Origin of the sequence: Zhongshania marina (assembly GCF_002915595.1) — a bacterium.
Lineage (GTDB): Bacteria > Pseudomonadota > Gammaproteobacteria > Pseudomonadales > Spongiibacteraceae > Spongiibacter > Spongiibacter marinus_B.
Map to the genome: position 1 here is coordinate 87,266 of NZ_PQGG01000013.1, position 25,217 is coordinate 112,482.

20 protein-coding genes are annotated in these 25,217 nt (G+C 49.8%); 9 read left to right on the plus strand and 11 right to left on the minus strand.

Annotation, left to right across the window (positions count from 1 at the left end):
• Positions 1-67 precede the first annotated feature (67 nt).
• A complete protein-coding gene (locus C0068_RS06320) occupies positions 68-1,933 on the plus strand; it encodes an LTA synthase family protein (protein ID WP_146047845.1) in 1,866 nt (621 codons plus the stop codon).
• A 34-nt stretch (positions 1,934-1,967) separates the two neighbouring features.
• Here the strand turns inward: C0068_RS06320 and C0068_RS06325 are convergent, their stop codons facing one another.
• The 7 genes from C0068_RS06325 to metG form a co-directional block, all read right to left on the minus strand.
• On the minus strand, positions 1,968-2,681 hold the full coding sequence (locus C0068_RS06325) for an electron transport complex subunit E (RefSeq protein ID WP_103683642.1): 714 nt from the start codon (positions 2,679-2,681) through the stop codon (positions 1,968-1,970).
• Complete coding sequence (rsxG, locus tag C0068_RS06330) at positions 2,678-3,352, minus strand: electron transport complex subunit RsxG (RefSeq protein ID WP_103683643.1); 675 nt, start codon at positions 3,350-3,352, stop codon at positions 2,678-2,680. The genes C0068_RS06325 and rsxG overlap by 4 nt, the downstream gene beginning before the upstream one ends.
• Entirely contained in the window at positions 3,349-4,398 is a 1,050-nt protein-coding gene (rsxD, locus tag C0068_RS06335) for an electron transport complex subunit RsxD (protein ID WP_103683644.1), read from the minus strand. Before rsxD ends, rsxG begins: the two co-directional genes overlap by 4 nt.
• Before the next feature lie 21 nt (positions 4,399-4,419).
• Positions 4,420-6,789: an electron transport complex subunit RsxC gene (gene rsxC, locus C0068_RS06340; RefSeq protein WP_103683645.1), complete on the minus strand. Its 2,370-nt coding sequence runs from the start codon at positions 6,787-6,789 to the stop codon at positions 4,420-4,422.
• Positions 6,786-7,379, minus strand: a complete 594-nt coding sequence (rsxB, locus tag C0068_RS06345) for an electron transport complex subunit RsxB (protein ID WP_103683646.1) — start codon at positions 7,377-7,379, stop codon at positions 6,786-6,788. The genes rsxC and rsxB overlap by 4 nt, the downstream gene beginning before the upstream one ends.
• Before the next feature lie 9 nt (positions 7,380-7,388).
• Positions 7,389-7,967 (minus strand): electron transport complex subunit RsxA, encoded by a 579-nt coding sequence (rsxA, locus tag C0068_RS06350; protein ID WP_103683647.1) that lies wholly within the window; start codon positions 7,965-7,967, stop codon positions 7,389-7,391.
• A 172-nt stretch (positions 7,968-8,139) separates the two neighbouring features.
• Positions 8,140-10,182: a methionine--tRNA ligase gene (gene metG / locus C0068_RS06355; RefSeq protein ID WP_103683648.1), complete on the minus strand. Its 2,043-nt coding sequence runs from the start codon at positions 10,180-10,182 to the stop codon at positions 8,140-8,142.
• 182 nt (positions 10,183-10,364) lie between these two features.
• Between metG and apbC the strand changes: the two genes are divergently transcribed.
• A complete protein-coding gene (apbC, locus tag C0068_RS06360) occupies positions 10,365-11,462 on the plus strand; it encodes an iron-sulfur cluster carrier protein ApbC (protein ID WP_103683697.1) in 1,098 nt (365 codons plus the stop codon).
• Between the two features lie 50 nt (positions 11,463-11,512).
• On the plus strand, positions 11,513-12,079 hold the full coding sequence (gene dcd, locus C0068_RS06365; RefSeq protein WP_103683649.1) for a dCTP deaminase: 567 nt from the start codon (positions 11,513-11,515) through the stop codon (positions 12,077-12,079).
• A 2-nt stretch (positions 12,080-12,081) separates the two neighbouring features.
• Here dcd and C0068_RS06370 read toward each other — a convergent pair whose 3' ends face one another.
• Genes C0068_RS06370 through purM form a run of 3 tightly spaced genes read right to left on the minus strand, consistent with a single transcriptional unit; the run spans position 12,082 to position 14,639 of the window.
• Positions 12,082-12,981, minus strand: a complete 900-nt coding sequence (locus tag C0068_RS06370) for a DUF3108 domain-containing protein (RefSeq protein ID WP_103683650.1) — start codon at positions 12,979-12,981, stop codon at positions 12,082-12,084.
• Positions 12,935-13,585 (minus strand): phosphoribosylglycinamide formyltransferase, encoded by a 651-nt coding sequence (purN, locus tag C0068_RS06375; RefSeq protein ID WP_103683651.1) that lies wholly within the window; start codon positions 13,583-13,585, stop codon positions 12,935-12,937. The genes C0068_RS06370 and purN overlap by 47 nt, the downstream gene beginning before the upstream one ends.
• A 4-nt stretch (positions 13,586-13,589) precedes the next feature.
• Positions 13,590-14,639 carry a phosphoribosylformylglycinamidine cyclo-ligase gene (gene purM / locus C0068_RS06380; protein WP_103683652.1) on the minus strand — a complete coding sequence of 350 codons (1,050 nt, stop codon included), beginning with the start codon at positions 14,637-14,639 and terminating at the stop codon, positions 13,590-13,592.
• A 155-nt stretch (positions 14,640-14,794) separates the two neighbouring features.
• Between purM and C0068_RS06385 the strand changes: the two genes are divergently transcribed.
• From C0068_RS06385 to C0068_RS06410, 6 genes are all read left to right on the plus strand, one after another.
• On the plus strand, positions 14,795-15,868 hold the full coding sequence (locus tag C0068_RS06385; RefSeq protein ID WP_103683653.1) for a DUF2066 domain-containing protein: 1,074 nt from the start codon (positions 14,795-14,797) through the stop codon (positions 15,866-15,868).
• On the plus strand, positions 15,865-16,953 hold the full coding sequence (locus C0068_RS06390; protein WP_233208758.1) for an AI-2E family transporter: 1,089 nt from the start codon (positions 15,865-15,867) through the stop codon (positions 16,951-16,953). The genes C0068_RS06385 and C0068_RS06390 overlap by 4 nt, the downstream gene beginning before the upstream one ends.
• Complete coding sequence (gene hda, locus C0068_RS06395; RefSeq protein ID WP_103683654.1) at positions 16,953-17,648, plus strand: DnaA regulatory inactivator Hda; 696 nt, start codon at positions 16,953-16,955, stop codon at positions 17,646-17,648. The genes C0068_RS06390 and hda overlap by 1 nt, the downstream gene beginning before the upstream one ends.
• A 257-nt stretch (positions 17,649-17,905) precedes the next feature.
• Positions 17,906-19,012, plus strand: a complete 1,107-nt coding sequence (locus C0068_RS06400) for an OmpA family protein (RefSeq protein WP_158249928.1) — start codon at positions 17,906-17,908, stop codon at positions 19,010-19,012.
• 286 nt (positions 19,013-19,298) lie between these two features.
• Positions 19,299-21,482: a molybdopterin oxidoreductase family protein gene (locus tag C0068_RS06405; protein WP_103683656.1), complete on the plus strand. Its 2,184-nt coding sequence runs from the start codon at positions 19,299-19,301 to the stop codon at positions 21,480-21,482.
• A gap of 106 nt (positions 21,483-21,588) precedes the next feature.
• On the plus strand, positions 21,589-23,436 hold the full coding sequence (locus tag C0068_RS06410) for a DmsC/YnfH family molybdoenzyme membrane anchor subunit (protein WP_103683657.1): 1,848 nt from the start codon (positions 21,589-21,591) through the stop codon (positions 23,434-23,436).
• 26 nt (positions 23,437-23,462) lie between these two features.
• Here C0068_RS06410 and C0068_RS06415 read toward each other — a convergent pair whose 3' ends face one another.
• A complete protein-coding gene (locus C0068_RS06415) occupies positions 23,463-25,217 on the minus strand; it encodes a bifunctional diguanylate cyclase/phosphodiesterase (protein WP_158249929.1) in 1,755 nt (584 codons plus the stop codon).

Sequence of the window (25,217 nt, forward strand, 5' to 3'; positions counted from 1 at the left end):
ACGTGGTTGTTATTTTTTTAAAGGGGGCTTTGGCTCCCTTTTTTATTTTTTTAGGTTAAATGTCGGCTTGATATTTCGAATAGCGTTATTATCAGTACTAGGTATTACTTCATTTTTTTCCTACTTTGGCTTTCTTAACCCTCACCCGCTTGGGCTGCTTAGTGCTGGTGTAGTTTTTACGCTCAGCCTTTCTATAACATGTATTATGATTTTATTGGGGCGCACAGTTTTTACATTATATTTAATCATCTATGTGGTTTTTTCATGCTTAATCTGTATTAGTAATTGGTGGTATTTCGAGTATTTCCAAGCATTTTATAATTATGAGTTAATTGGACTCGGTGGGGATATATTTGGAGCATTAAAGACTTTAAGCAGTTTTGGTTATAAAGTTGAGAGTGTTTGCTTTGTGTTTTTGGCTTGCTTTTCTGCGGCTCTTTCGATAGTTTTTTATCGTAAATCCGAAGTGCCTAGTAAGGAGCTGGGGACGGGATTGGTTTTGTTTTTGGCTTCTATGGTGTTTGGGTTTGTGGCCCATACTTCTTTTTCTCAGTATATAAAGTTGAATGTATCGATATTGCAGCCTTCGTATATTCATCCTCTGCATGCTTTCTTTGTTACGGATAAAGTAAATGCAGTTGTTACGGTGGATGAAGTGTCCGCATTAGGGGTTTTTAGTAGTCTAAATACATCAATCGAAAATAGTAGTTCGTTGTCGTTTAAGCAATCTTATAATGTTATTTATATTATGCTTGAGTCAACAAGAGCTTCTTTAGTGGGTGCTTATGGAAATGGCGATAATTTGACGCCAAATATCGATGCCCTATCGAAGACTTTAATTGTATCGAGAGAATTTTACGCAAACAGTAATTATACGATTAAAGGCGAGCTTGCCAGTTGGTGCGGGATTTTTGATAACAACGCTAAACCACCAATATCTAAGTCAGTGGGCGCGATAAAGAATTTGCGATGTTTACCAAAAATTCTAGCTGAGAGGGGGTACGAAACCTCCTACTTTCATGGCAATACCTCGTCTTTTAATAGTCGCAAAGAGTTCTTGCCGATAGTGGGCTTCGAAGAATTATATTTTCCTGAAGATGATGAATACTCTGAGAAGTTGCCACAAATTGGTTGGGGTGTGTCTGACGAATATATGTATCAGTTTATGCTCGATACCTTGATATCTAATAATGAAAAGCCATTTTTTGCACATTTTATGACGGTAAGTAGTCATTACCCTTATGGCTGGGACTGGGGAGTAAGTGTGCCGTTAGAGGAGCACCCTAATCCCAAAAAGGCGTCTGAATTGTATGACAATTATCGAAATGCGGTGTTCTATGAAGACTATGCGCTCGGTAAGTTTTGGGAGGCATTTAAAAAATCTACGCTTTACGATAACACTATCGTCGTGATTACAGCTGATCATGGGGTGTGGGTATTTGATGATGAAGAGAAGAAGTCTTTATTGCAGAAAAATGAGGAGTTTTTTCGTATTCCTTTGTTAATTTATCATCCCGATATTCGAGGGCCGATAGAGTTAACCGATACTGCTAGTCAAATAGATCTTCCTGAAACTGTGTTGAATATGTTGGGGATACAAGATTACGACGACTTTTTTGTTGGAAAAAATCTGTTTGAAAAAGTGCAAACCCCGTGGGCTATCATGATGAAACAGGGTGATGTTGTCGTAAGGAAAAACGATGTTATTTGCTACATCGAGGGTGCCGCTTGTTCAGGTATTCAGCAGGATTGTGTGGCAATCAACTACGGCGAACTATTGCCTGATATTAATAAATTACAGCGTTGCCAAAGAATTGACGGCGACTTGCTACTAGATGATGCGGTTATTACTGAGCTATCGGCTGATCCGGAGTTGATGGATAAGGCCTTTGGCCTTATCCGTTATCACAATAAAAAAGTGTTTATGAATTGAGCTGGGCAGAATTATAATTTTTCTGTTTCAAGCTTTAGCTAATATTCCCCGTCACCCGAACCCGCCTGCTAGTCGGTGCGACTTTTTCAGTCTTCGCCGCTTCGCGATTTTTAATGCCGGTGTCGATGATGTTTTTAAGGGCGATGATCATGCCGGTAAAGATGAAGGCGCCGGGTGGGAGTATGGCGACTAGTACGGCGGTGTAGTCGTCTACTAAAACAATTTTCCAGCTTTTTGCGGCTTCGCCGAATAGCAAATCCATGTTCGCAAAGATGGCGCCGGTGCCGATAATTTCTCTTACTGCGCCCAACAACATTAGGATGACGGCGAAGCCGACACCCATAATAAAGCCGTCGTACATGGCGGGTAGGACTTTGTTTTTGCAGGCAAAGGCGTCGGCGCGCCCGAGGATGACGCAGTTGGTGGTGATGAGCGGTAGGAAGATGCCGAGTATTTGGAATAGCTCGTAGGCGAAGGCCTGCATGAGTAGTTCTATGCAGGTTACCGCTGCGGCGATGATCATGACGAAGGCTGGCAGGCGAATCGCATCTGAGGCGAAGCTGCGAATCATTGAAACGGCGGTGTTAGATACGGTGAGTACTAACATGGTGGCTATGCCCATGCCGAGGGCGTTGATGACCGAGCCGGTAACGGCGAGCAGGGGGCAGAGGCCAAGTAGCTGGACGATGGCGGGGTTGTTTTTCCACAGGCCGTTTAGGGAGATTTCGCGGTAGCTGATATCACTCATCGTTGCGTTCCTAGGTCGGTGCTTGTTTGCTGCTCGCTGATATTTTTTGTAGCGCTGCCGATAATTTCTGCTTTGTTCGCAGCGTAGTACTGTAAGGCTTTATGCACGGCCTTGGTAACAGCGCGGGGGGTGATGGTCGCGCCGGTGAATTGGTCGAAGACGCCCTTGTCTTTCTTCACCGCCCACTTTGCTTCTTCTGGATTACTTAGGCTTTTATCTAAAAAGCCGTCTACCCAGTGGCTCTTTTTGTAGTCGACTTGGTCACCTAGGCCCGGTGTTTCGCGATGGGATAGCACGCGTACGCCAGAGATGGTGCCGTCTTCTCTAATGCCGACAATCATATCGATATCGCCAGTGTAACCATCTCGGGCGGTAGCGGGCAAAATTGCGCCGACGAATTCGCCGTTCATGGTGGCACGGTAGAGCTTCTTGGTTTCGCGCAGGCCTAATAATTCGCTGTCGCTAGCGTTGATGGCGTCATCTAGCATGGAGTTGTCGTGGCTAGATTTTGGAAAAAGTTCGAGCAGGGCACTTTCTTCCGCGTGGCGGATATTGTCTTGGATTAAGCCGCGGGTAGACAGGTAGGTGCCCGCAATAACGCCGGTGGTGACGATGGCGAAGAGGCCAAGTAGCGCGCCATTTTTAGTGATGGATTTGCCGAGGATATTCATGATTTTCCTCCCTGCTGATCCTTCAGTTTATGGCCGTAGGTTCTCGGCTGGGTGTAGTGGTCGATAAATGGCGCGGCAAAATTCATTAGCAATACCGAGAAGGCTACCGCGTCGGGGTAGTTGCCCCACACCCGAATAATGTAAACCAATATGCCGATGAGGGCGCCGTAAATGAGGCGGCCGCGATTTGATACGGCGGAGGTCACAGGGTCGGTGACGATAAAAAATGCGCCCAGCATGGTGCCGCCGCTGAGTAAATGAAACAGTGGTGAGCCGCCGGATGCCGAGCTGCCGCCATCGTAAAACAGAACTGATAGCAGCGTTAATGATGCCAGCATGCTAATAGGGGCATGCCAAGTGAATACGCGTCTATATAAAAGGTAAAGGCCACCTAGTAAAAATCCGATATTGGCCCATTCCCAGCCTATGCCGGCAAAGTGTCCGAGCTGGGCAGATTCCTGCCAGAGGTCTTCGATGAGTAGGGAGTTGTTTTGTTTGAGCACGTCTAGCGGCGTTGCCATTGTTATGGCGTCGATCGATTCGCGGCCGAACCCAAAGCAATAGCGCAGGGCGTCTATAGGCCCGAGTAAGTCACCGGCAAAGCTGCCCTGCGGTGCCAGCCATGTGGTCATTTGCACGGGGAAGGAAATGAGCAGCATGACGTAAGCTGCCATAGCGGGGTTGAAGGGGTTGTAGCCCATGCCGCCATAGAGTTGCTTGCATATAAGAATGGCGAAGCCGGTGCCGATCATAATCAGCCAGAAGGGTGAACCCGGCGGTAGCGCGATACCTAATAAAAATGCGGTGACTAGGGCGCTGTAGTCATTGAGATAAAACGCGATGGGCCGCTTGCGCAGTTTTAAGGCTAGGGCTTCGAATGCTAGCGCGGTAATGCTGGCCCAAAGTACATTGACGAGGGTGCCAAAACCGAAAAACCACGTGAGTGAGAATAAGCCGGGAATGGTTGCCAGCAGCACCAAGCGCATAACTCGCGCGGTGCTCATTGGCCCGTGGGCGTGTGGTGAACTGACTTTTAAAAATCCCATAGTCTCATTCGTGCTCGTAATCTAGGTTTGACTCAGCTGTTGCTGAGCGGTGGCCAGTTTATCTTCTAGTTTTGCGAGTGAGTCGGCCAATATCTCGGCCTTGTCATCGCCTGCTGCGCGGGCGGCCTCGAGTTTCTCTTTGCTTTTAGCGATGCGGTTTTCTAGCGACTCGAGGGTTTGCTTAATCTTGTCGGCTTCGCTCATATTTGCCTGCGCTTCACGGGCGGCTTTGGCGCGCTCTATAGCTGCTTGAACGGGGTCGTCACTGGTAGCTTGCTCGGCGGCGGCATTTTCGCCAAGGGTGGCCTGGTGATCGGCAAGCTCTTTTTTGACTGCGTCTAACTTCGCTTGTGTTTTCTCAACACCTGTCGCAAAGGCGCCAACATTGGCATCGTTTTGTTCCTGCGCCAAAGCTAATTTTTGCTGGGCGGCTGCGAGTCGTTTTTCTGTTGTCGCAACGACGTTTTGCAGGCGTGTGGTTTTGTCTTCTGCGCTTTCATCGGCCCCAGCGCCTGCGCGTTTGGCTAGTGCGCGGGCAATGGCGGCTTGGGCTGGATCGGTGCTCTCGCCTGCGGGTTCGGTCTTAGCCGGAGCTTGGCTGGCTTGGTGCTCGCTCAGTTCTTTTTGAATGGCTGACAGTTTTTCTTCGGTTTTACTTACGGCGGTCGCAAAGGCGTCGGCATTGTCGCTTTGTTGTTCTTGCGCCAGTGCGAGTTTTTCTTTTGCGGCGACTAGACGTTTTTCTGCACTGGCTAATAATTTTTGCAGGCGCTCGGTTTTTTCCTGCGGGCTTTCTTCTTCTGCGCCGCCATCACGCTTAGCCTGCGCGCGGGCGATCGCCGCTTGGGCGGGGTCAGCCGGTTCCGCTTTTTTGGCTTTGCTGCGTTCGAGTGCAGCTTGAATGATATCGGCTTTGCTGGCCTCGGGTGCGTTTGCAGCGGCCGCTGCTTTGGCCTTCGCTGCTGCCATTCGCGCTGCGCGTTTGGCTTCTTTCTCAGCTTCTTCCTGTTCTAGTCTGGCGGTGCGCGCTTCAAAGCGTTCTTTGGAGCGTTCGGCTTTGATCTTGTCTTGCTGAGCTTGGCGAATCTCTGCTTTTGAGGCGCGGTAATACTGCACCAGAGTAATATTACTCGGGCAGACATAGGAGCAAGCACCGCATTCGATGCAGTCGAAAAGTTGATGGTTTTCTAATTTTTCATGTTCCTGCGCGCGGGAGAACCAATACATTTGCTGGGGGAGCAAAGACACGGGGCAGGCTTCGGCACACATGCCGCAGCGAATACAGGCTTGGGCCGGTGGCGGCGGTGGCAGCTCGGCCACTGTTGGCGCCAAGATGCAGTTGCTGGTTTTTACCACGGGCACGGCGGTGTCTTGCAGGGTATAGCCCATCATGGGGCCGCCCATGATTAAGCGAATGCAGTTTTCTTTGTCGAAGCCGCTTTTATCCAGCAAATATTGAACAGGGGTGCCGAGTAATACCTCGTAATTTTGGGCTTGGCCGCAGGCTTCGCCGGTGACGGTAGTGATGCGTGAAATAAGTGGCTCGCCAAATTGGATGGCACGGTAAATGGCAGTGGCGGTGCCGATGTTTTGGCAGACAATGCCAACGTCTGACGGTAAGCCGCCTGACGGTACTTCTTTGCCGGTCAAAATTTGAATGAGCTGTTTTTCGCCGCCGGATGGGTATTTGGTCGGGAATACCACAATCTCAATGCCCGTGCCCTCTGCCGCTTTTTTAAGTGCAGCTATGCCTTCGGGCTTATTGTCTTCTACGCCTATTAGGGTTTCTTTGTTGGGCTTAATTATGTGGCGAAGTATTTCTGCGCCGGCGATGATTTCGGCGGCGCGTTCGCGCATGAGAATGTCGTCGGCGGTGATGTAGGGTTCGCACTCGGTGCCATTTAGAATCAGTGTTTCTATTGGCTTGTCGTCGCGGGTGCTGAGTTTAACTGCGGCGGGGAATCCCGCGCCGCCCATGCCGGCGATACCCGCTTGGCGAATGCGATCGACTAAGTCGAGCTTGCTTAATGCGCTGTAGTCTTCGACGCCGTGATGATCAATCCATTCATCTTTGCCGTCGGTGTCGATAACGATGCAGTTTGCACTCATACCCGACGGGTGCGGAATCACCCGAGATTCTATGGCGGCGATGGTGCCAGAGGTGGGCGCGTGAACCGGTGCGCTGACAAAGCCCTTGGCCTCGGCAATCATCTGGCCTTTTAACACGCGCTCGCCGACATTGACGATGGGGCTGGCCGGCGCGCCAATATGTTGCGCCAAAGGCAGAATAAGCTGTGCTGGAATGCCCGCGTTTTCTATGGGTTTGAGTAAGGACTGATGTTTGTTTTCAGCGGGGTGAATGCCGCCGTGAATATCCCATATTTTTCTCATGCGGTCGCTCCAGAGCGATCCGAGGCGATTAGATCTTCTACGGGCTTGGGCTTTTCCCAATGCCAGGTTTGCAGGCTGGTTTCTATTGGGCGCATTTCAATACAGTCTACTGGGCAAGGTTCTACGCAGAGGTCGCAGCCGGTGCATTCACTGGCGATGACGGTGTGCATGTGCTTGGCGGAGCCGAGAATGGCGTCTACGGGACAGGCCTGAATGCATTTTGTGCAGCCAATGCATTCCGCTTCACGAATGAATGCAACCGAAGGTACGGCTTCTTCTGCGGCGTCTAGTGGTTTGGCTTCAACGCCGAGTAAATCTGCGAGTGCCGCAATGGTGGCTTCACCGCCTGGAGGACATTTGTTGATGTCGTCGCCGTCGGCAATGGCCTGGGCATAGGGGCGGCAGCCGGGATAACCGCATTGGCCGCACTGGGTTTGTGGCAGTAGCGATTCGATTTGATCGGCGATGGGGTCGCCTTCGGTTTTAAATTTTACCGCAGCGAAGCCAAGTAGTGCACCGAATACCAAGCCGAGGCCGACTAGGGCCAATAGCGAGGCTAAAAACGGGTTTTGGGCAATTAGTTCAATCATGTGTGCAGCCTATACCAATCCCGCAAAGCCCATAAAGGCGAGTGACATTAGGCCGGCGGTGATCATGCCTACGGCGGGGCCTTTAAATGGGTCGGGTACATCGGCGGCGGCGATGCGTTCGCGCATGGCGGCAAATAACACCAATACCATCGAAAAGCCCGCAGCGGCGCCAAAGCCGTACAGGGTAGATTCTACAAAGCTGTGGTCTTTGTTGATGTTGAGCAGGGCGACCCCTAGTACCGCGCAGTTGGTGGTGATGAGTGGCAAAAATACCCCCAACACTTTGTAGAGCATAGGGCTGGTTTTGCGCACGACCATTTCGGTGAATTGCACCACTACTGCGATCACCAAAATAAAGGTGATGGTGCGCAGATATTCTAAGCCCAGCGGAATGAGTAACCATTCGTAGGTGAGCCAGCTGCAAATAGAGGCGAGGGTCAGTACAAAGGTGGTGGCGCTAGACATGCCGATGGCGGTTTCGAGTTTATTGGACACACCCATGAAGGGGCACAGGCCTAGAAACTGCACCAGTACGAAGTTGTTAACCAGAATGGCGCTGATTAACAATAGTGAATAGTCTGCTAACACAATTTTTAGCCTCACCTTTGCATCGCTTATGCGACGTCTATTCTGGCTGGGCAATACGGGGTATTGCGGGCCAGGTCGTCATTATCGGGCGATCTTAGTTTATTTCGATCAAGCGTTCAATTTAAAAAGCGGTAATGCTATGGGGCTGTCTTGTGCTGACAGCCCACGATGTTTACTGGATTTTCATGCCCGCTTTGGCGCCGCTGTCGGGGCTGAGTAACCATATCTCTTGGTCGCCGGGGCCGGCCGCGAGCACCATGCCCTCTGACATGCCAAAGCGCATTTTGCGCGCTTCTAGATTGGCGACCATTACCGTAAGTTTGCCTACCAATTGTTCTGCAGTATAGGCGCTTTTAATACCGGCAAAGACTTGGCGCGTGCCTAACTCGCCAAGGCTGAGGGTGAGCTTCAGTAATTTATCTGCGCCTTCGACCGCTTCGGCGGCGACAATTTCTGCCACGCGCAGATCGATTTTAGCGAAGTCTGGAAAGGCGATGGTGTCTGCTATGCCTGTGTCCGCCTTCTTGTCTTTGGCTTTGGTGTCTTTTTTCGCTGTGGCAGCGGGTTCTGCGGGCGCCGTGTTGTCGCTGCTCTCGTTTACCATAGCGGCAACTTTGTCGGCGTCTACCCGGCTCATCATCGCTTTGAATGGCTCAATGGGGTGGTTGAGCAGCGGCGTAAACTCGCCCTGCCATCTGAGTGAGCAATTTAAAAATTGTTCTGCTTGTTTGGCGAGCTCCGGTAATACCGGAGACAGGTATGTGCTTAATACTCTGAAAAGATCGATGCACTGGGAGGCAACATCGGCGGCTTGGCTAATGGTGTCTTCCGATTTTGCCAGCTTCCAAGGCTCGCAGGAGTCAAAGTATTCATTGGTGGCATCTGCCAGCGCCATAATTTCGCGCACGGCTTTGCTGTATTCTCTTTGCTCGTAAAGCTGGGCGATGCTGTCGCTTGCGCCGGTGACTTGCTTCCACAGCTCGGCGTTGTGCTGATTGGCGCTGAGTTTTCCGTCATTGCCTTTTTGTACAAACTTGGCGCTGCGGCTGGCGATGTTGACCAGCTTGCCGACCAGATCGGAATTGACGCGGTTAATAAAGTCCTCAAGGTTGAGGTCGATATCGTCTACTGCGCCGGACAACTTAGCGGCAAAGTAGTAGCGCAAAAATTCAGCAGGCAAGTGCTTTAGGTAGGTCTCTGCTTTTATGAAAGTGCCCCGCGACTTGGACATTTTTTTGCCGTTTACGGTTAAAAAGCCGTGGGCATAGATCGCTGTGGGCTGGCGGAAACCGGCGGAGTCGAGCATGGCGGGCCAGAATAGGCCATGGAAATTAATAATGTCTTTACCAATAAAGTGGTAAAGCTCTGCGGTAGAGTCTAGGCCCCAGTATTCGTTAAAGTCGCGGCCGTTTTTTTCGCACCAGTTGGCGCAGCTGGCCATATAGCCGATGGGGGCATCTAACCATACATAGAAAAATTTGCCGGGCGCGCCGGGGATTTCAAAACCAAAATAGGGAGCGTCCCGCGAGATATCCCAGCTTTGCAGGCCAGCATCCAACCACTCGCGCAGTTTGTTGGCAATTTGGGGCTGCAGGGCGTCGCTGTCAGTCCACTTGCGCAGCAGGTTTTCAAAGTCGCCTAGTTTAAAGAAAAAATGCGTGGAGCTTTTTTCTATTGGGGTGGCGCCAGAGATTGCCGAGCGTGGATTGATAAGTTCTGCTGGCGTGTAGGTTGCGCCGCAGGCTTCGCAGTTGTCGCCATACTGGTCGTCAGTTTTGCATTTTGGGCAGCTGCCTTTGATGTAGCGATCTGCCAAAAATAAATTTTTCTCAGGGTCGAATAGCTGGGTTACGTCGCGACGTTCGATATGGCCATTGGCATCAAGACGACGGTAAATTTCCTCTGAGTAGTGTTTGCACTCAGGGGAGTGGGTGGAGTGGTAATTATCGAAACGAATATGAAAACCTGCTAAATCACGCTCGTGCTCGGCTTTAACCCGCGCAATTTGCTCTTCTGGGGTGATGCCGAGTTTCTCTGCCGTTAGCATGATGGCGGTGCCGTGGGCGTCGTCGGCGCATAAATAGATGCAGTCATTGCCGCGTAATTTCTGGAAACGCACCCAAATGTCAGTCTGGATAGATTCCAGTAAATGACCAAGATGAAGTGGGCCGTTGGCGTAGGGCAGGGCACTGGTGACCAGAATCTTGCGCGACATGGGTTTCCTTGTTTAGTGGTGCTCGCCGTGACGGCATGTGGCCGGCGGCTCGGATGGACTCAAAGGCGCGAGATTATAGCTTTTTTGACTGCTTGGCGCATCTGCTGCGGCGTTGTTCGATGTGGGTGCGGGGCGTATACTCGCCGGCTGATTCAATATTTATTAAACGCGAGGGGAAAGACATGACGGCAGCGCTGGAATCCAGAGTACGCGAACAGCTGATGGCAGTGGTGCTGCCCGGTTTGTCTTCGCCGCTGGCGGAGCTTGCTGATATTGTGTCTTTGCTGGTGAGTGGCGATCGTGTTGATGTTGTTGTTGAGCTTGGTTTTCCTGCAAAAAGCGCACAGCAACAATATGAGACATTGCTTTGTGAGCAGGTTCGGCAGGTAGCTGGTGTTGCCAGCGCCAGTGTTCAAGTGGGCTGGAAAATTGCGGCCTACGCCGCAGCGCAGAATATTCAGAGCATGGAAAATGTTCGCAATATTATTGCGGTTGCATCCGGCAAGGGCGGTGTGGGTAAGTCTACAACGTCGGTGAATCTCGCTTTGGCACTTGCCGCTGAAGGCGCGCGAGTCGGTTTATTGGATGCTGATATTTACGGCCCCAGTGTGCAAATGATGCTGGGTGTTCCCGAGGGGCAGCGGCCAAAACAATATGGCACCCACTATTTATTACCGATAGAGGCCCACGGCGTGCAGTCTATGTCGATGGGGTATTTGGTGACTGCTGATACGCCGATGGTGTGGCGTGGGCCGATGGCAACGGGCGCCTTGCAGCAGTTGTTAAACCAGACATATTGGCAGGATCTGGATTATTTAATTATCGATATGCCGCCGGGCACCGGTGATATTCAGCTGACACTGTCGCAAAAAGTGCCGGTGTCGGGTGCGGTTGTGGTAACTACGCCGCAGGATATTGCCTTGTTAGATGCCAAGAAAGGCATTGAAATGTTCCGCAAGGTGTCGGTGCCGGTATTGGGCATTGTTGAGAATATGGCGGTGCATATTTGCAGCGAGTGCGGCCACCAAGAGCATGTATTTGGTCAGGGCGGCGGCGAGCGCATGGCGCAATCTTATAATGTGCCAATGCTGGGGGCGCTGCCTCTGTCGATGCAAATTCGCGAACAGGCCGACTGTGGCAAGCCGGTGTTGGCGGCGCATCCAGAGAGCGATGCGGCTATGTTGTATCGCCAAGTTGCGATTAGCATGACCGCCGAGTTGGCCAAGCGCCAGCGGGTGCAAAGCAATGCATTTCCGAATATTTCGATTAGCGACGATTAAGTCGCAGATCTTGATACAGATTGTATGAATAGACAGCTAGAGGGATTGGAATGAGTATTAAGGCTGATAAGTGGATTCGCCGCATGGCTGAGAACGAGGGCATGATTGAGCCTTTTGAGCCGGGTCAGATACGCACGCGGGATGATGCAAAAATTATTTCTTATGGTACGTCTAGTTACGGTTACGATGTTCGCTGTTCAAATGAATTTAAGGTGTTTACGAATACTTATTCGGCAACGGTGGACCCCAAGGCCTTTGATGAAAAAAGCTTTGTCGATATCACCGCTGACTACTGCATTATTCCGCCAAATTCATTTGCCTTGGCGCGCACTGTTGAATACTTCCGTATTCCGCGCAGCGTGTTGACGATGTGTTTGGGTAAGTCTACTTACGCGCGCTGCGGGATTATTGTAAACGTCACTCCGCTGGAGCCAGAGTGGGAAGGTCATGTGACCTTGGAGTTTTCAAACACCACAACCTTGCCGGCGAAAATATACGCTAACGAAGGCGTGGCACAGATGCTGTTTTTTGAGTCTGATGAAATTTGTGACGTGAGTTATAAAGATCGCGGAGGCAAGTATCAGGGCCAAACCGGTGTGACCCTTCCTAAGACCTGATCTTAGCGCAGCCCCTCGACGGCTTTGCCGTCGAGGCTGGCTTTGAGTAATTCTAGCGAGTAAACCTCGTCATCTTCCCGCTGCTCGAGTTTCACAATTAAATAATTCCAGTCTTTTGCCAGCCAGATTGTGGTTTCGCTACTGCTACCTGGGCGCGAGCGCAGTAATTTAACTGTGCGTAATTTGCCGACGGCGCTGTCGATGGTTTCTTCATTTAATTGCTTTACGGTGTAGGTTTTGTGTTTGCCGCGGTTCACGACCGAGAGACTTATTTCGTCTTTTAAACGGTTGTTGATCATCATCTCTCGCATTTTTAATTGCGCGCTGAGTTGGTCAAAGGTGTCGTCGCTAACGTCTGAGGACCAAGGCTTGCGGTATTTTTTGTCGCTAGCAGAGCGGCTTGCCCAGTCAAATTTAATACTCTGATCTTGCTTGCTGCTCATATTGTTTTCGTATTCGTAATGCAGCGGGCGCAGACCGTCAGCGCCGTCTTCAATTACGCTTTCTTCGCTTACCTTCATAAACATTAGCTTGGCTTGTTGCGACAGTAGCCAGTTACCGCCCTTTTTACTCAACGTGCGGGTGGCATTGGTGCTTAGGCTATTACTGCTGATTTTGTATTCTGCTTGATAGGGCAGGATGTCATTTTTTTTAGGTGTCTGCAGCTTGTTCGATTCCGCTGGGGTATTTGAGGTGTTAGTTGGCTCGGCACTTGTTGTTGGTGTTTGTACAGATTTAGGTTCTAGTGCTTCGACCTCAATCAACTTTTGGGGGCCGCCATTTGGGCTGGCACTGATGCCGCCACCGCTGGCTAAGGCCGTGTTTTGCAGGGCGCAAAGGAAAAGTGCGAGTAGGCTAATCCGGCTGAAAAAGCACGCCGTTTTCGGGTAGGTTTTTGTCATCGAGTACCGCCTTTGAATTTCGCAAACTCAAACGTCCTTCAGCAAACCACTGTGCCGCTAAAGGGTAGATTGTGTGTTCTTTGGACAATACACGATCGGCTAGTGTTGCAGCGTCATCGCCATCAAATATAGGTATTTTTGCCTGAATTATCGGAGGGCCGCCATCTAGTTCTTCGGTGACAAAGTGCACTGTTGCTCCCGCTTCTTTGTCTCCGGCATCTATGGCGCGTTGATGGGTGTGCAGGCCGGGATATTTGGGGAGCAGTGAGGGGTGGATATTAATGAGTCGCCCTAAATAATGGCGAACAAAGCCTGGGGTGAGAATGCGCATAAAGCCCGCAAGAACCACAAGGTCGGCGTCAAACTCGTCAATTTTAGCTTGTAGTGCAGCGTCGAAATCTTCGCGACTACCGAACTGCTTGTGATCGATACAGGCTGTGGTTATACCAGCCTGTTGGGCGCGAACAAGACCGAAAGCGTCGGCCTTGTTACTTATAACAGCGCATATTTCTGTGTTGGGCAGTTGCTTGTTTTTGCAGGCGTCGATAAACGCCTGCAAATTGGAGCCGCTGCCAGATAGTAGAACTACTAGCTTGCAAGGCATGAGACTACTGGCCTTCGATAATGACTTTGGGCTCGTCTTCCCCTGCGGCTTCAATACTACCAATCAGCATAGCGGTTTCGCCCTGCTGGTTTAGCATATCAATAACGCCTTCAGCATCGTCTGCGGCAACCGCGAGCACCATGCCGATACCGCAGTTAAATGTGCGATACATTTCCCGCGCTTCAACGTTACCTTGTTCTTGTAGCCAATTGAAAATAGCGGGGCGTTCCCAGCTTTTTGCGTCAATCACGGCCTTGGTGTTACGCGGTAGTACGCGGGGGATATTTTCTAGCAATCCGCCGCCGGTGATGTGCGCGAGGGCGTTAACGCGATACTGCTTAATAACGCGGAGAATTGGTTTGATGTAAATTTTAGTTGGCGCTAACAGGGTTTCACCCAGCGTGCTGTCACCAAAGGCTTGGTCGAGCTTGGCGCCGCTGTGCTCAATAATTTTACGAACCAGTGAGTAGCCGTTGGAGTGCGGGCCAGAAGAGGTGACACCAATTAACTGGTCGCCGATGCGCACTGAGCTGCCATCAATGATGTTGGCTTTTTCTACGACGCCCACGCAGAAACCTGCGAGGTCATAGTCGTCGCCTTCGTACATGCCCGGCATTTCAGCGGTTTCGCCGCCGACTAAAGAGCAACCCGCTTGTTCGCAACCGTTGCCAATGCCGGTAACAACGCTGGCAGCGATGTCGACATTTAGGGCGCCGGTGGCGTAGTAGTCGAGAAAGAATAATGGCTCTGCGCCAGTCACAAGTAGATCGTTGACGCACATAGCGACAAGATCGATACCGATGGTGTCGTGAATGCCAACTTCCATGGCGAGTTTGAGTTTAGTACCAACACCGTCTGTGCCCGAAACCAATACGGGTTCTTTATACCCTGTGGGTATTTGGCACAATGCGCCAAAGCCTCCGAGGCCGCTCATTACTTCTGGGCGGCGGGTGCGTTTGGCCACATCTTTAATGCGTTCTACTAAGGCGTCACCGGCATCGATGTCTACGCCGGCGTCTTTGTAACTTAAGCTTGGCTTACTGGTGTCAGTCATAATCGTTTGGCTGTCCTCTAAGAGGGCGCTATTCTAGCTTGATTGGGAGTTTAATTCAGTAGCAAATAGGTGACTTTTTGCCACTAGACACCACGATCAGCTAGTGGCTTGCTACAATAGCCAATCGCAGCAGGGAAAAGGACGTATATAAAGTGATGCAATTTATTCGGGTGCTGGTGCCGGTCTTCGCTATTTTAATGGCTTTGCCTGGTCAAGCGGCGGTTGTTGGCAATTTATACGACGAGCAGCTTATTGTTGAGTCGCAGTCTCGGGATGCTTTAAAGCAGGGTGCGGCAAAGGCCTTGGAGCGGGTGTTTGTGCGCGTGTCGGGGCGGCGTCAAGTTCGCGATAATCCCGTTGTGGCCGCTGCGCTTGCCGAGCCAGAACCCTATATGACGCAGTTCCGCTATCAGCGGAGTAAAAATATTGATGGTCTTGATGAGCTGGTGTTGAAGCTCAGTTTTTCTCCCCGTCAGGTGAATTCAAGCTTGCAGTCCGCAGGCTTGCCTATTTGGTCCGCTAATCGTCCTGCAGTATTGGTGTGGTTGATTGCGGATACCACCGAAGGCCGTCAGTTTGTGGGTGCGGATGCACCACCGGCCGTGTTGTCGGCGCTAGAGGCTGAGGCTCAGCGGCGCGGTGTGTTTATTCAAATGCCCTTGTTTGATCTTGCGGATTCTACCAATTTAAGTGCTGATCAATTGTGGCAAATGTCGGTGAATGACGTGCGTGAAGCGTCTGCCCGCTATTCTACGCCCTTTGTTTTAATGGGTAGGCTTTCGCAGTTTTCCAGTGGTCAGTGGGTTGGCAGTTGGGCGATATTGCAAGGTGATGAGTCAAGCCGTTTGGAGAGCGATGGCTTGGACGAGGTGGCGGTCTTATCTGCGCCTATTGATTATCTGGCTGATATGCAGGCGGCTACATATTCGGTTTCTGCTGGTGTGGGAAATAGCGCAAATACCATGATTCACGTGGCGGGCATCAGCGACTTTTCCGGCTACGCGAGCTTGATTACTTATCTTGAGGGTTTGGCGGTGGTTCAACATGCGAACACAGTCTGGCTCGATAAGGATCAGTTGATAATAGAATTGGTGCTAAAAGACGATATGGAAAAAGTGAAGCGTTTTTTAAGTCTTGATGGTCGCCTCCTTGAAAGTGCAGCAGACGCTAATACGCCGTTGCCAAGACCGGTGCGAGGTTATTATCAGTGGGCGGGTAATCGCCTGTGATTACAATCTCGAAGCCAGTATGGGGCCTGCTTGCGCTTATTACATTCGTAGCAGTAGTGCATCTTTTGGCGCCAATTTTAATGCCGTTTTTACTGGCGGCGGTATTGGCGTATATGGGCGACCCCTTGGCTGACCGCCTTGAGGCGCGGGGTATGGCGCGAACAATGGCGGTGGTGACAGTATTTGTCGTGCTCAGTCTTTTCGCGACGCTATTGGTATTGGTTACTGTGCCGCTACTAATAGAGCAGGTTCAGTTACTTATTGAACGCATATACGACGGTTTGGAGTGGGTACAGCAAACGGGTTTGCCTGCGTTGCGTCAATATCTTGATTTACCTGAGCAGAAAAAGCCGATGGAAGCGGCGCGGGATGCGTTGAGTGAGCATTGGGAAAGTGCTGGTGGAGTTCTTTTTTATTTATGGGGCAAGGTGAGTGGCTCCAGTATGGCTCTGCTAACCTGGGTTGCGAATGTGACCTTGGTGCCAGTGGTAACATTTTATTTATTGCGGGATTGGGATGTGCTGATGGCGGCTATTCGCAATTTACTGCCGCGCTCAATTGAAGTTCGTACCGTCACTATAGCCCAGCAGTGTGATGAAATTTTAGGCGCCTTCGCGCGCGGGCAGCTGCTCGTTATGTTGGCCTTGGCGGTGATTTATACCGTTGGGCTTTGGATAGTGGGATTGGAGCTTGCGCTGGTGCTTGGTTTGCTTGCTGGACTGGCGAGTATCGTGCCTTACCTAGGTGTCATTATTGGGATTTCGGCGGCGGGTTTGGCGGCTTTTTTCCAATTTGATGGATTGTTGCCGCTGCTTGGGGTGGCGGCGGTATTTGGTGTGGGTCAGGTGCTGGAGTCGACGGTGCTGACGCCAATGTTGGTGGGTGAAAAGATTGGCCTGCATCCAGTGGTGGTGATCTTTGCTATTTTGGCGGGCGGTCAATTATTTGGATTTGTAGGTATTTTGCTGGCGTTGCCGGTGGCGGCGGTGATTAAGGTCATGATTAATCATGTGCATGACTACTACAAAGACAGCGAGCTCTATCAGAGTAATGCCGACGCGATAGAGCAGGACGTCGCAGAATAATGCCAAGCCCGCAATTACCTTTGGCCTTGAAGTTAGACACTGAGGCCACCTTCGATAATTTTTATACCCCTGAGGGGCATCGTCTTCTGGTAAATCAGTTGCAACAGCAAGCGGCTGGTACGGGAGAAAAGTGGGTGTATCTTTACGGTGCAGGCGGTAAAAGCCATTTATTGCAGGCCTGTTGCCACCTTGCGGAATCTGAGGGGCGCTACGCGCGCTATATCCCACTTGGAGAGTTGATTGATTTTGATCCCGAGTCTTTGCTAGAGGGGGCTGAGTACTTAGATTTATTGTGCTTCGATGATCTACAGCTTATTGCTGGTCATGATGAGTGGGAGCGGGCAGTGTTTAATTGCTATAACCGAATGCTTGCCACCAGTGCCTGTATGCTTGTGTCTTCGTCGCTTGCGCACTCGCAATTGACCCTAGGGTTGCCCGATTTACAATCTCGGTTGCAGAGCTTAAGCAGCTATCGACTGTCTGATTTGAATGAGTCCGAGCGTATGGCTGCGCTAAAGTTTAAAGCTAATATTCGCGGCATACTCGTGTCCGATGCGGTTGCGGAATACATTTATACTCGCTGTCAGCGAGACGCAAAAAGTTTGTTTGACCTGCTGAATGTGTTGGATCGCTTGAGTTTGGTTGAGCAGCGCAAGCTAACGATTCCATTTGTAAAGCAGGCAATGGCGTGGTGAATTTGCTTAATAATATTGTTAATAAGTGTAAATGCGGCTACTTTTAGGCAGTGAGAGGGAACTTGGTTGAACTTATACTCTCTTAGCGTTTGATATCATTGCTAAAAGGTTTTTGCTGCTAGTTCAGTAAAATTACGGATTGGCTTGGTAAAACTACACAAAATCAGGCGTGCAAGCCGTGTCGCTCGTGTTATTCTGATGTCATGACGTGTTTTCACGACATGGTAGAGGAAGTTAAAAAAATTAGGGGGAGTGTTATGCGTAAAGTCCTATTAGGTGCTGCAATTGCTGCAGCGATTTGTCCTACATTTGCGTCAGCCGCTGATGAGGGTAAGTGGTACTTGAATCCGGCAATTGGTTACATGTCATATGATAAAGATCGTAATTTGGATGATGCAGCGGTCGCGCTTTTCGGTGTGGAGCGCAGATTCAACAGCAGTTGGGGTATGGAAGTTCGCGGCTTATATAGCGAGGCGGATGATGAGCAGGGAAATACATCACTTGATCAGAAGGTGATGGGAACTAGCTTGGATGTTCTCCGTTATTTTAGCGGTAGTCAAAGTGTTGTGCCTTATCTCGCTGGCGGTATCGGTGTAATTGATTCAGATTTTGACAATGGTGCTTATCAAACTCAGACTCAGCTAAATGCTGGTGCTGGTTTCAGGTACATTATAAGCGAAGCTTTATCGATTCGTACGGATGCCCGCTATGTGTATGGTACCGATCATGAAACTGGTGACGGCGTTCTATCTGTCGGTTTGAGCTATGCCTTCGGCGAAACATCGGCTCCAATGCCAGCACCTGCCCCCGTCGCTGGTGACTCAGATGGTGACGGTGTTGAAGACGGTGTAGATCAGTGTCCAGGTACACCAGCTGGTGTGGCTGTAGATGCCAAGGGTTGTGCGCTAGATAGAGATGGTGACGGTGTGCCTAACTACCGCGACAAGTGCCCAAATACACCTGCAGGTCGTCAAGTCGACAAGTTTGGCTGCAAATTTATACTTAAGCACTCAGAAAGCATTAAGTTAGAAATTAACTTTGCTAACGATTCAGATGCTATCCCAGTTGCTTATGCTGCTGAGTTGCAGAAAGTAGCTGAGTTTATGAAGAAGTTTGGTGGCGTGAGCACAGTTGTTGAAGGTCATGCTGACAGCAACGGTGAAGCGGCTTATAACAAGCAGCTTTCTCAGCGCCGTGCTGATGCTGTTCGCAACGCACTGATCCGTGACTACGGTATTGCTGCGAATCGTTTGAGCGCAGTAGGTTACGGTGAAGAGCGTCCGATTGCTGATAACAGAACAGCAGCTGGCCGCAGTGCTAACCGTCGTGTTATTGCTGTAATGCAGGCAGAAGTTGTTGAGTAAAATTTGATTCACAGTGTGAGTCATTGAAAGGGGCCTTCGGGCCCCTTTTTCGTTCCTTCCCGTTCGTTTCCTCCCCGTTTTTTCGCTGACATTTTCAGTTGGCGCTGTGCTTATTTCGCATATTTTTAGCTTTAATCACGGATTCTATGAAGTGGCATGGATCTTGAAGACCTATGGAGATAGAAGCCATAAATCAGCTTGTCTTCACCATTATGGTGCGCTTGTTGATGGCTCGCCATAGGGTGAATGCCTTAATTTGGTGCGTTAGGGCGCGAAGGAGAAATGAATGATATTTGGCCGGAAAAATCGTAAGCCAATTACAATTACAGATAAAAAGGTCGTGGACTGGAAATATGCTGTCTGCGGTTATTGTTCTACTGGCTGCTCTATCGAGGTTGGTTTAAATGCCGACGGTAAGCCAGTGGCAAGTAGAGGTAAGGGAAACGCCCCTGTTAATCAGGGTAAATTATGTATTAAAGGTATTTTTGAGCATGAGTTAAGTGGCACCGCCGGTCGTGGCGTTGAGCCTTTAATGCGCAACAAAATTTACGATAGCTTTCAGCCAGCTAGCTGGGATCAGGCGCTGGACAGAACTGCCGCGGAGTTTAAACGCATTCAAGAAAAATATGGCCGAGATAGCATTGCGGTCGTATCTACAGGCCAGTTGTTGACCGAAGAGTTTTATACCTTAGGCAAGTTGGTGCGGGGTGTTATTGGCACCAATAATTATGATGGCAACACGACTTTATGTATGGCGTCTGCCGTATCTGGTTATAAGCGCTCCTTTGGCGCAGACGGCCCGCCAGGCTGCTACGATGATTTCGAAAGTACGCATTGCCTGATGGCCTTTGGCTCTAATCTACCTGAGCAGCATCCTATTATTTATTGGCGTCTGAAGGAGGCCCTCGAAAAGCGCAAGTTTCCGCTGATTGTGGTTGATCCTAGGGTAACGATGTTTGCCCAGTTTGCAGATATTCATTTGCCTATCACCCCTGGAACCGATCTGGTTTTGCTGAACGCACTTGCCCACGTGATTTTGGCGGAAGGCCTGCAAGATGAGTCTTATATTGAGGCGCACTGCAATGGTTTTGAGGAACTGAAAGCCACCGTCGCTAAATATGATCCGGTTACTGCATCGCGAATCTGCGGTATCGACGCGGACATGATCAAAAACGTCGCGCGAATCTACGCTAAAGCGCCGTCCGCAATGAGTATTTGGACCATGGGCATTAATCAAAGTACCCACGGCACCGATGGGGTTTGCGGTATCAATAACTTAAATCTCATTACCGGAAATATTGGAATTCCAGGCGGTACCAGTTTGTCGATTACCGGCCAATGTAATGCCATGGGGACTCGCGAGTGGTCGTCTTGCTCCGGATTGCCGGGCTACCGTATGTTAGAAAAACAAGAGCATCGGGACGAGGTGGCTAAGTTTTGGGGTGTCGATGCAGACTTCTTCCCGGCAAAACGCGGCTTGCAGCAGACTGATATTTTTCCGGCTATTGAATCGGGTGAAATTAAAGCCCTGTGGATTGTTGCTACCAATCCGTTAACCTCCATGCCGAATCAACCTCGCATTAAAAAGGCCTTGGAAAAGCTTGAATTCATGGTGGTGCAGGACGGCTACAAAGACTGCGAAACGGTGAATTTTGCCCATGTTTACTTACCCGGTGCATTGTGGGGTGAGAAAGAAGGGGTTCAGACAAACACTGAGCGTCGAGTGAATTTAGTTCGTAAATTTGTTGAGCCACCAGGTCAAGCTAAACCGGATCACTGGGTCTTTAGTGAGTTGGCTAAACGCTTTGAGCGCGGTCAGGCGATGACTTTCCCTGAGACGACATCTGAAATCTTTGATGAGATGAAAATGCTGTCTAAAGGGGCTAAGCGGAATTTGGATATCTCTGGGATGAGTCATGATCTGATCGAAGCCCAGCGCGGTATTCAGTGGCCGATGCGAGAAGGCGAGGCGACGGGAAACCCTCGTCTGTATAGCGATGGTATTTTTCCAACTCCTAACGGCAAAGCCAATTTGTTGGCGATGGACTATATCGAAGACAACGAAGTACCGAATGAGAGCTACCCATTTTGGTTAAACAGTGGTCGTGTCGTTGAGCATTTTCATACCCGTACTAAGACCGGGAAAATCGGTAATCTCAATAAGTTTAGCCCGACTCCCTATATGGAAATGAACCCAGATTCAGCGCGCGAGCAGGGTGTTAAACACCAAAGCTATGTACGCCTTGTGTCTAAGCGTGGTGACGCCGTCGTGATGGTGCAGCTAACCCAGCGTGTGCCTCACAATATGGTCTTCATCCCTATGCATTACCACGATTGCGTAAACCGCCTTTCTTTGGGTTTGCTCGACCCCTACTCACGACAGCCAGCGTTTAAGCAATGCGCAGTGCGGATTGAGCAAATAGATCAGAAAGAAGCGGGCCGATTGAATGTAGAGCGTCGCGCATTTTAATTCAGTAATTGAGCCCCTTGTACCTAGGGGTAAGTGCCGAGCAGTTATATCAGTATTAAGTGGTCATCGAGTTGCTTGCTCAATGACCCGATTAAGGGCAGTAATTATGTGGAAAGTAAGAGACGACGAACCGGGATATGCCTTTTTAAAGGAGTCCACCGCGCCAGCGGTAAATTATTATGAGGCGCCTATTGATCTGATCGCTCGTACTGGTGGAGCACTTCCTGCTGGTCGAGAAATGTTTATTAATGAGGAACCAGGGGTTGGTAACAATCCCAATCGGAATAAGCAGCACGCCTTTCATTTTACCGCTGACAATTGTATTGGTTGCCATGCCTGCGAGGCTGCCTGCAGCGAAAAAAATGACAACCCTGCGCACATTAGTTTTCGTTCGGTGGGTTATGTAGAGGGCGGTACCTACCCAGATTTTAAACGTATGAATATCTCAATGGCCTGTAACCATTGTGATGATCCTGTTTGTTTGAAAGGCTGCCCTACACGGGCTTACACCAAGCATGTTGAGTACGGTGCGGTGCTACAAGATCCAGAAACCTGCTTTGGTTGCGGTTATTGCACATGGGTATGTCCTTACAATGCGCCGCAGCTTGACCCGATAAAGGGGCAGGTGTCTAAGTGCAATATGTGTGTGGATCGCTTAGAAGTTAATCTTAAACCGGCGTGTGTGTCAGCGTGCTTGGGTAATGCACTCAATTTCGGCGTGGTTGATGATCTACCGGAAAACCGCGAGCAGGCTAAGGTGAGCATTCCCGGTTTCCCTGATCCTGAAATTACCCATCCGAATATTCGCTTCCAGCAAATTAAAAATATGCCAGACGAAGTGACTCGCACAGATGGCATGGCGGTCAAATATCACAAGGGTGACGACGGGCAATACCGTCCGGTGGTTGACCAGAAAAAAGGCATCGACAAAAAGTGGAGCTTGTCTAAATTAAGCTCACGTGAAAATCCCCTCGTGATTTTTACCTTGGTAAGTCAAACCTCAATAGGCGCTTTTTTCTTAGCGTTTTGGGGTGCGCAATTTGGCGTAGAAAGCTTGCAGGCACTCCGTGATTCGATCATGTATATCCCGCTTATGGCGGCGACGGTAGGTTTGGCGGGAATCGGCATGCTAATGTCGGCAACGCATCTTGGTAAGCCTTGGCGTTTTTATCGCGGGTTTAATAATTTACGTCATTCGCCGGTTTGCCGCGAAGGTTTGGGTATGCTGCTGTATATGGTATTTGCTGGCATTCACTTATTGGCGATGCTACCTAGCAATCAACTATTTATACAGTTAATCGGTGATTGGGGGCGCTTCGAGATTATTGCTGCTGTAAGTGGCTATTTGGCCTTAATCGCGGCGGTGGTAGGTTTGTATTATATGTACCGTTGCTACCGTATACCTGCGCGTCCGTTTTGGAATCATTGGCAGACTGCAAGTTCCTTTTTCGGCACCGCAATTACGTTGGGCAGTGTTTTGGTGGGGTTAGTTGGCGTACCAACATTTATGGTGATTGGCGGTGACTTTGCGCAACTGTTTACCATCGCACTCGCAGGGATTGTATTAGGTAGCGCGCTAGAAGGCTTAGGTCTATGGCGGCATGCCGCAGCGATGGATACGGCCAATAATGAAGGCAGCGTGTCGCACTATATTCAGTGTACTGTGTTTGGTAAAAGCTATGTGCTGCGGAATGCCTTGCTGTTGCTGAACGTGTGTGCCGCCGGCGTATTGCTAACTTTGGCACCAACTGCTCTAACTATTAGCGCGGCATTGTTGCTGTGTTTGTTAGCTGGTGTAACTGCAATTATCGGCCGCGCCCTGTTTTATGTGTTGGTTATTCCAACCACAATGCCCGGTGCTTTCTTTTGGAAAAACAAAGATTTTGAAGAGCACGCCCGTGAAATTGGACTGGCGAATATGCCGCAGGTGGGGGTTGTTGCCCACGCTCACTAGAGCGTATTGTTAATATAGTTGAGTAATTAGTGGCGGCGACGTGATAGGTAAACGCCGCCGTCTGCTAATTTTTTAGCTTCTTTTTTGGCGTCGCTCGCCAGTGCGCTGACGGCATGGGCCGACGTTACTTTTGTGGGATCTGGGTGTACTAGGCCGATCGACAAACTCATCGTTGCGTAAAACGTCGTATTACCGCTTCGGTCGGAACTGCAAATTCCGCCATCCTCAAGGGCCTTTTTGTCATATAGGCACAGCACTTCCTGTTGAAAATTCTGGCAGATTGCGGCGCAGTTTGATTCGGGCGATTTTGAATTAAATACGATAATAAAATCGTCGCCGCCAACGTGGCCAATAAAGTCGGTCGTCGTATCGCAATGGGCTTTTATGACATCTGCTAACACGGTTATGGCTGCATCGCCTTGGCTGTAGCCGTAAACGTCATTAAATGCTTTGAAATGATTAATATCGCAGTAGGCAACCCAAAAGTTTGCCTGCTGTAGCAATAGGCGGGAAATGGTCTCGCTGATAGGCACGTTGCCGGGCAGTAAAGTGAGAGGATTGGCGTAGCGGGCGCTGCGAATTTGCTGTTCTGTAATTGTTCTTAAGAGGTCGATTGTTTTTACAATACCAATATATCGGCCTTGCTCGCAGACGATAAATTCCTGAATTAAATCTTCGCTAATATTGTTGGTTAATTGGTAGCTTGCTTCTTCTAAAGAAGTAATGGATTCAACGATCAAGGGCGCAGTGTCCATAAAGTGGCGTATTGGTTTGCGGCTATTGAGTTCGCGTCCAAATTCCCTCGTGTATATGTCGAGGGCTTGCCGGCGGGTAATAATTCCCATCGCAAGGTCATTGCTATCAATAAGGGGGATGGCATTGAGATCGGATTGCGTGTGAAACGCTTCGATGACCTTATCGAGGCGCGTATCGATGTTTAATGTCTGGCTGGGGCTAATGAGTGCGGTGATATTATTGTGGGCTTCAATGGGCGTTTTAAGGGCTTGCAGTTCGTTGTTGCTAAAGCTGGAGACGTTTACTCTTTGGCCAATAATATTTCCCGGGCGATGAAAGTAATAGCCCTGCATTAGTCGAACACCCAAGCTGTGTAAAAGCTCAGCCTCCTCCCTTAATTCAATGCCCTCAACAATCAGCTCGGCATTTGTCGATGTGCATAGGGCGATCAGCCCACGCATAAAACCCGCTTTGTGGTGATTGATGTGGATGTCTTGGCTAAAGTGGCGATCAAGTTTTACAAAATCTGGTTGTAGTTCCAACCAGCGATGTAGGCCGCAATAAGCGGCGCCAAGATCATCTATAGCAATACCAAAGCCGAAATCTCGGTAGCTCTGTAACACTGCTTGGAATGCGTCAAAATTGGTGATTATTTCCCTCTCGCTGAGCTCCAATACAATATTGTGCGGCGCAAGGCTGGGGTTGGCATCGATACTATTGAGCAGCAAGGCTTTGCATTGCGGCTCAAACAAAATATGTGGGTGAATATTTAGAAATAGCTTTTGCGTAGATGCGGCTCTGAAATTGGCGCAGGCAAGTTCTAAGCACAAAAACTCTAAGTCTGCGGTCATTTCGCAGCGCTGAGCTTGGTCAAATAATCGCAATGGGCTTTGCATAGGGCCTATTGGCCCGCGGGTCAGCGCTTCGTAGGCAATAATCGACAAGTCACGCGTATCAATAATGGCTTGATATACGCTGTGTAAGCGACGACTGTGGATAATATTTTGGATGCTCAGACTGTCGTCTGCGCTGACGGCGTGCACCAC

Coding starts and splice junctions, on each gene's coding strand:
- C0068_RS06325 (WP_103683642.1), bottom strand. CDS start 2,681: ATGAGTGATATCAGCTACCGCGAAATCTCCCTAAACGGCCTGTGGAAA.
- rsxG (WP_103683643.1), bottom strand. CDS start 3,352: ATGAATATCCTCGGCAAATCCATCACTAAAAATGGCGCGCTACTTGGC.
- rsxD (WP_103683644.1), bottom strand. CDS start 4,398: ATGGGATTTTTAAAAGTCAGTTCACCACACGCCCACGGGCCAATGAGC.
- rsxC (WP_103683645.1), bottom strand. CDS start 6,789: ATGAGAAAAATATGGGATATTCACGGCGGCATTCACCCCGCTGAAAAC.
- rsxB (WP_103683646.1), bottom strand. CDS start 7,379: ATGATTGAACTAATTGCCCAAAACCCGTTTTTAGCCTCGCTATTGGCC.
- metG (WP_103683648.1), bottom strand. CDS start 10,182: ATGTCGCGCAAGATTCTGGTCACCAGTGCCCTGCCCTACGCCAACGGC.
- apbC (WP_103683697.1), top strand. CDS start 10,365: ATGACGGCAGCGCTGGAATCCAGAGTACGCGAACAGCTGATGGCAGTG.
- dcd (WP_103683649.1), top strand. CDS start 11,513: ATGAGTATTAAGGCTGATAAGTGGATTCGCCGCATGGCTGAGAACGAG.
- C0068_RS06370 (WP_103683650.1), bottom strand. CDS start 12,981: ATGACAAAAACCTACCCGAAAACGGCGTGCTTTTTCAGCCGGATTAGC.
- purN (WP_103683651.1), bottom strand. CDS start 13,585: ATGCCTTGCAAGCTAGTAGTTCTACTATCTGGCAGCGGCTCCAATTTG.
- purM (WP_103683652.1), bottom strand. CDS start 14,639: ATGACTGACACCAGTAAGCCAAGCTTAAGTTACAAAGACGCCGGCGTA.
- C0068_RS06385 (WP_103683653.1), top strand. CDS start 14,795: ATGCAATTTATTCGGGTGCTGGTGCCGGTCTTCGCTATTTTAATGGCT.
- hda (WP_103683654.1), top strand. CDS start 16,953: ATGCCAAGCCCGCAATTACCTTTGGCCTTGAAGTTAGACACTGAGGCC.
- C0068_RS06400 (WP_158249928.1), top strand. CDS start 17,906: ATGCGTAAAGTCCTATTAGGTGCTGCAATTGCTGCAGCGATTTGTCCT.
- C0068_RS06405 (WP_103683656.1), top strand. CDS start 19,299: ATGATATTTGGCCGGAAAAATCGTAAGCCAATTACAATTACAGATAAA.
- C0068_RS06410 (WP_103683657.1), top strand. CDS start 21,589: ATGTGGAAAGTAAGAGACGACGAACCGGGATATGCCTTTTTAAAGGAG.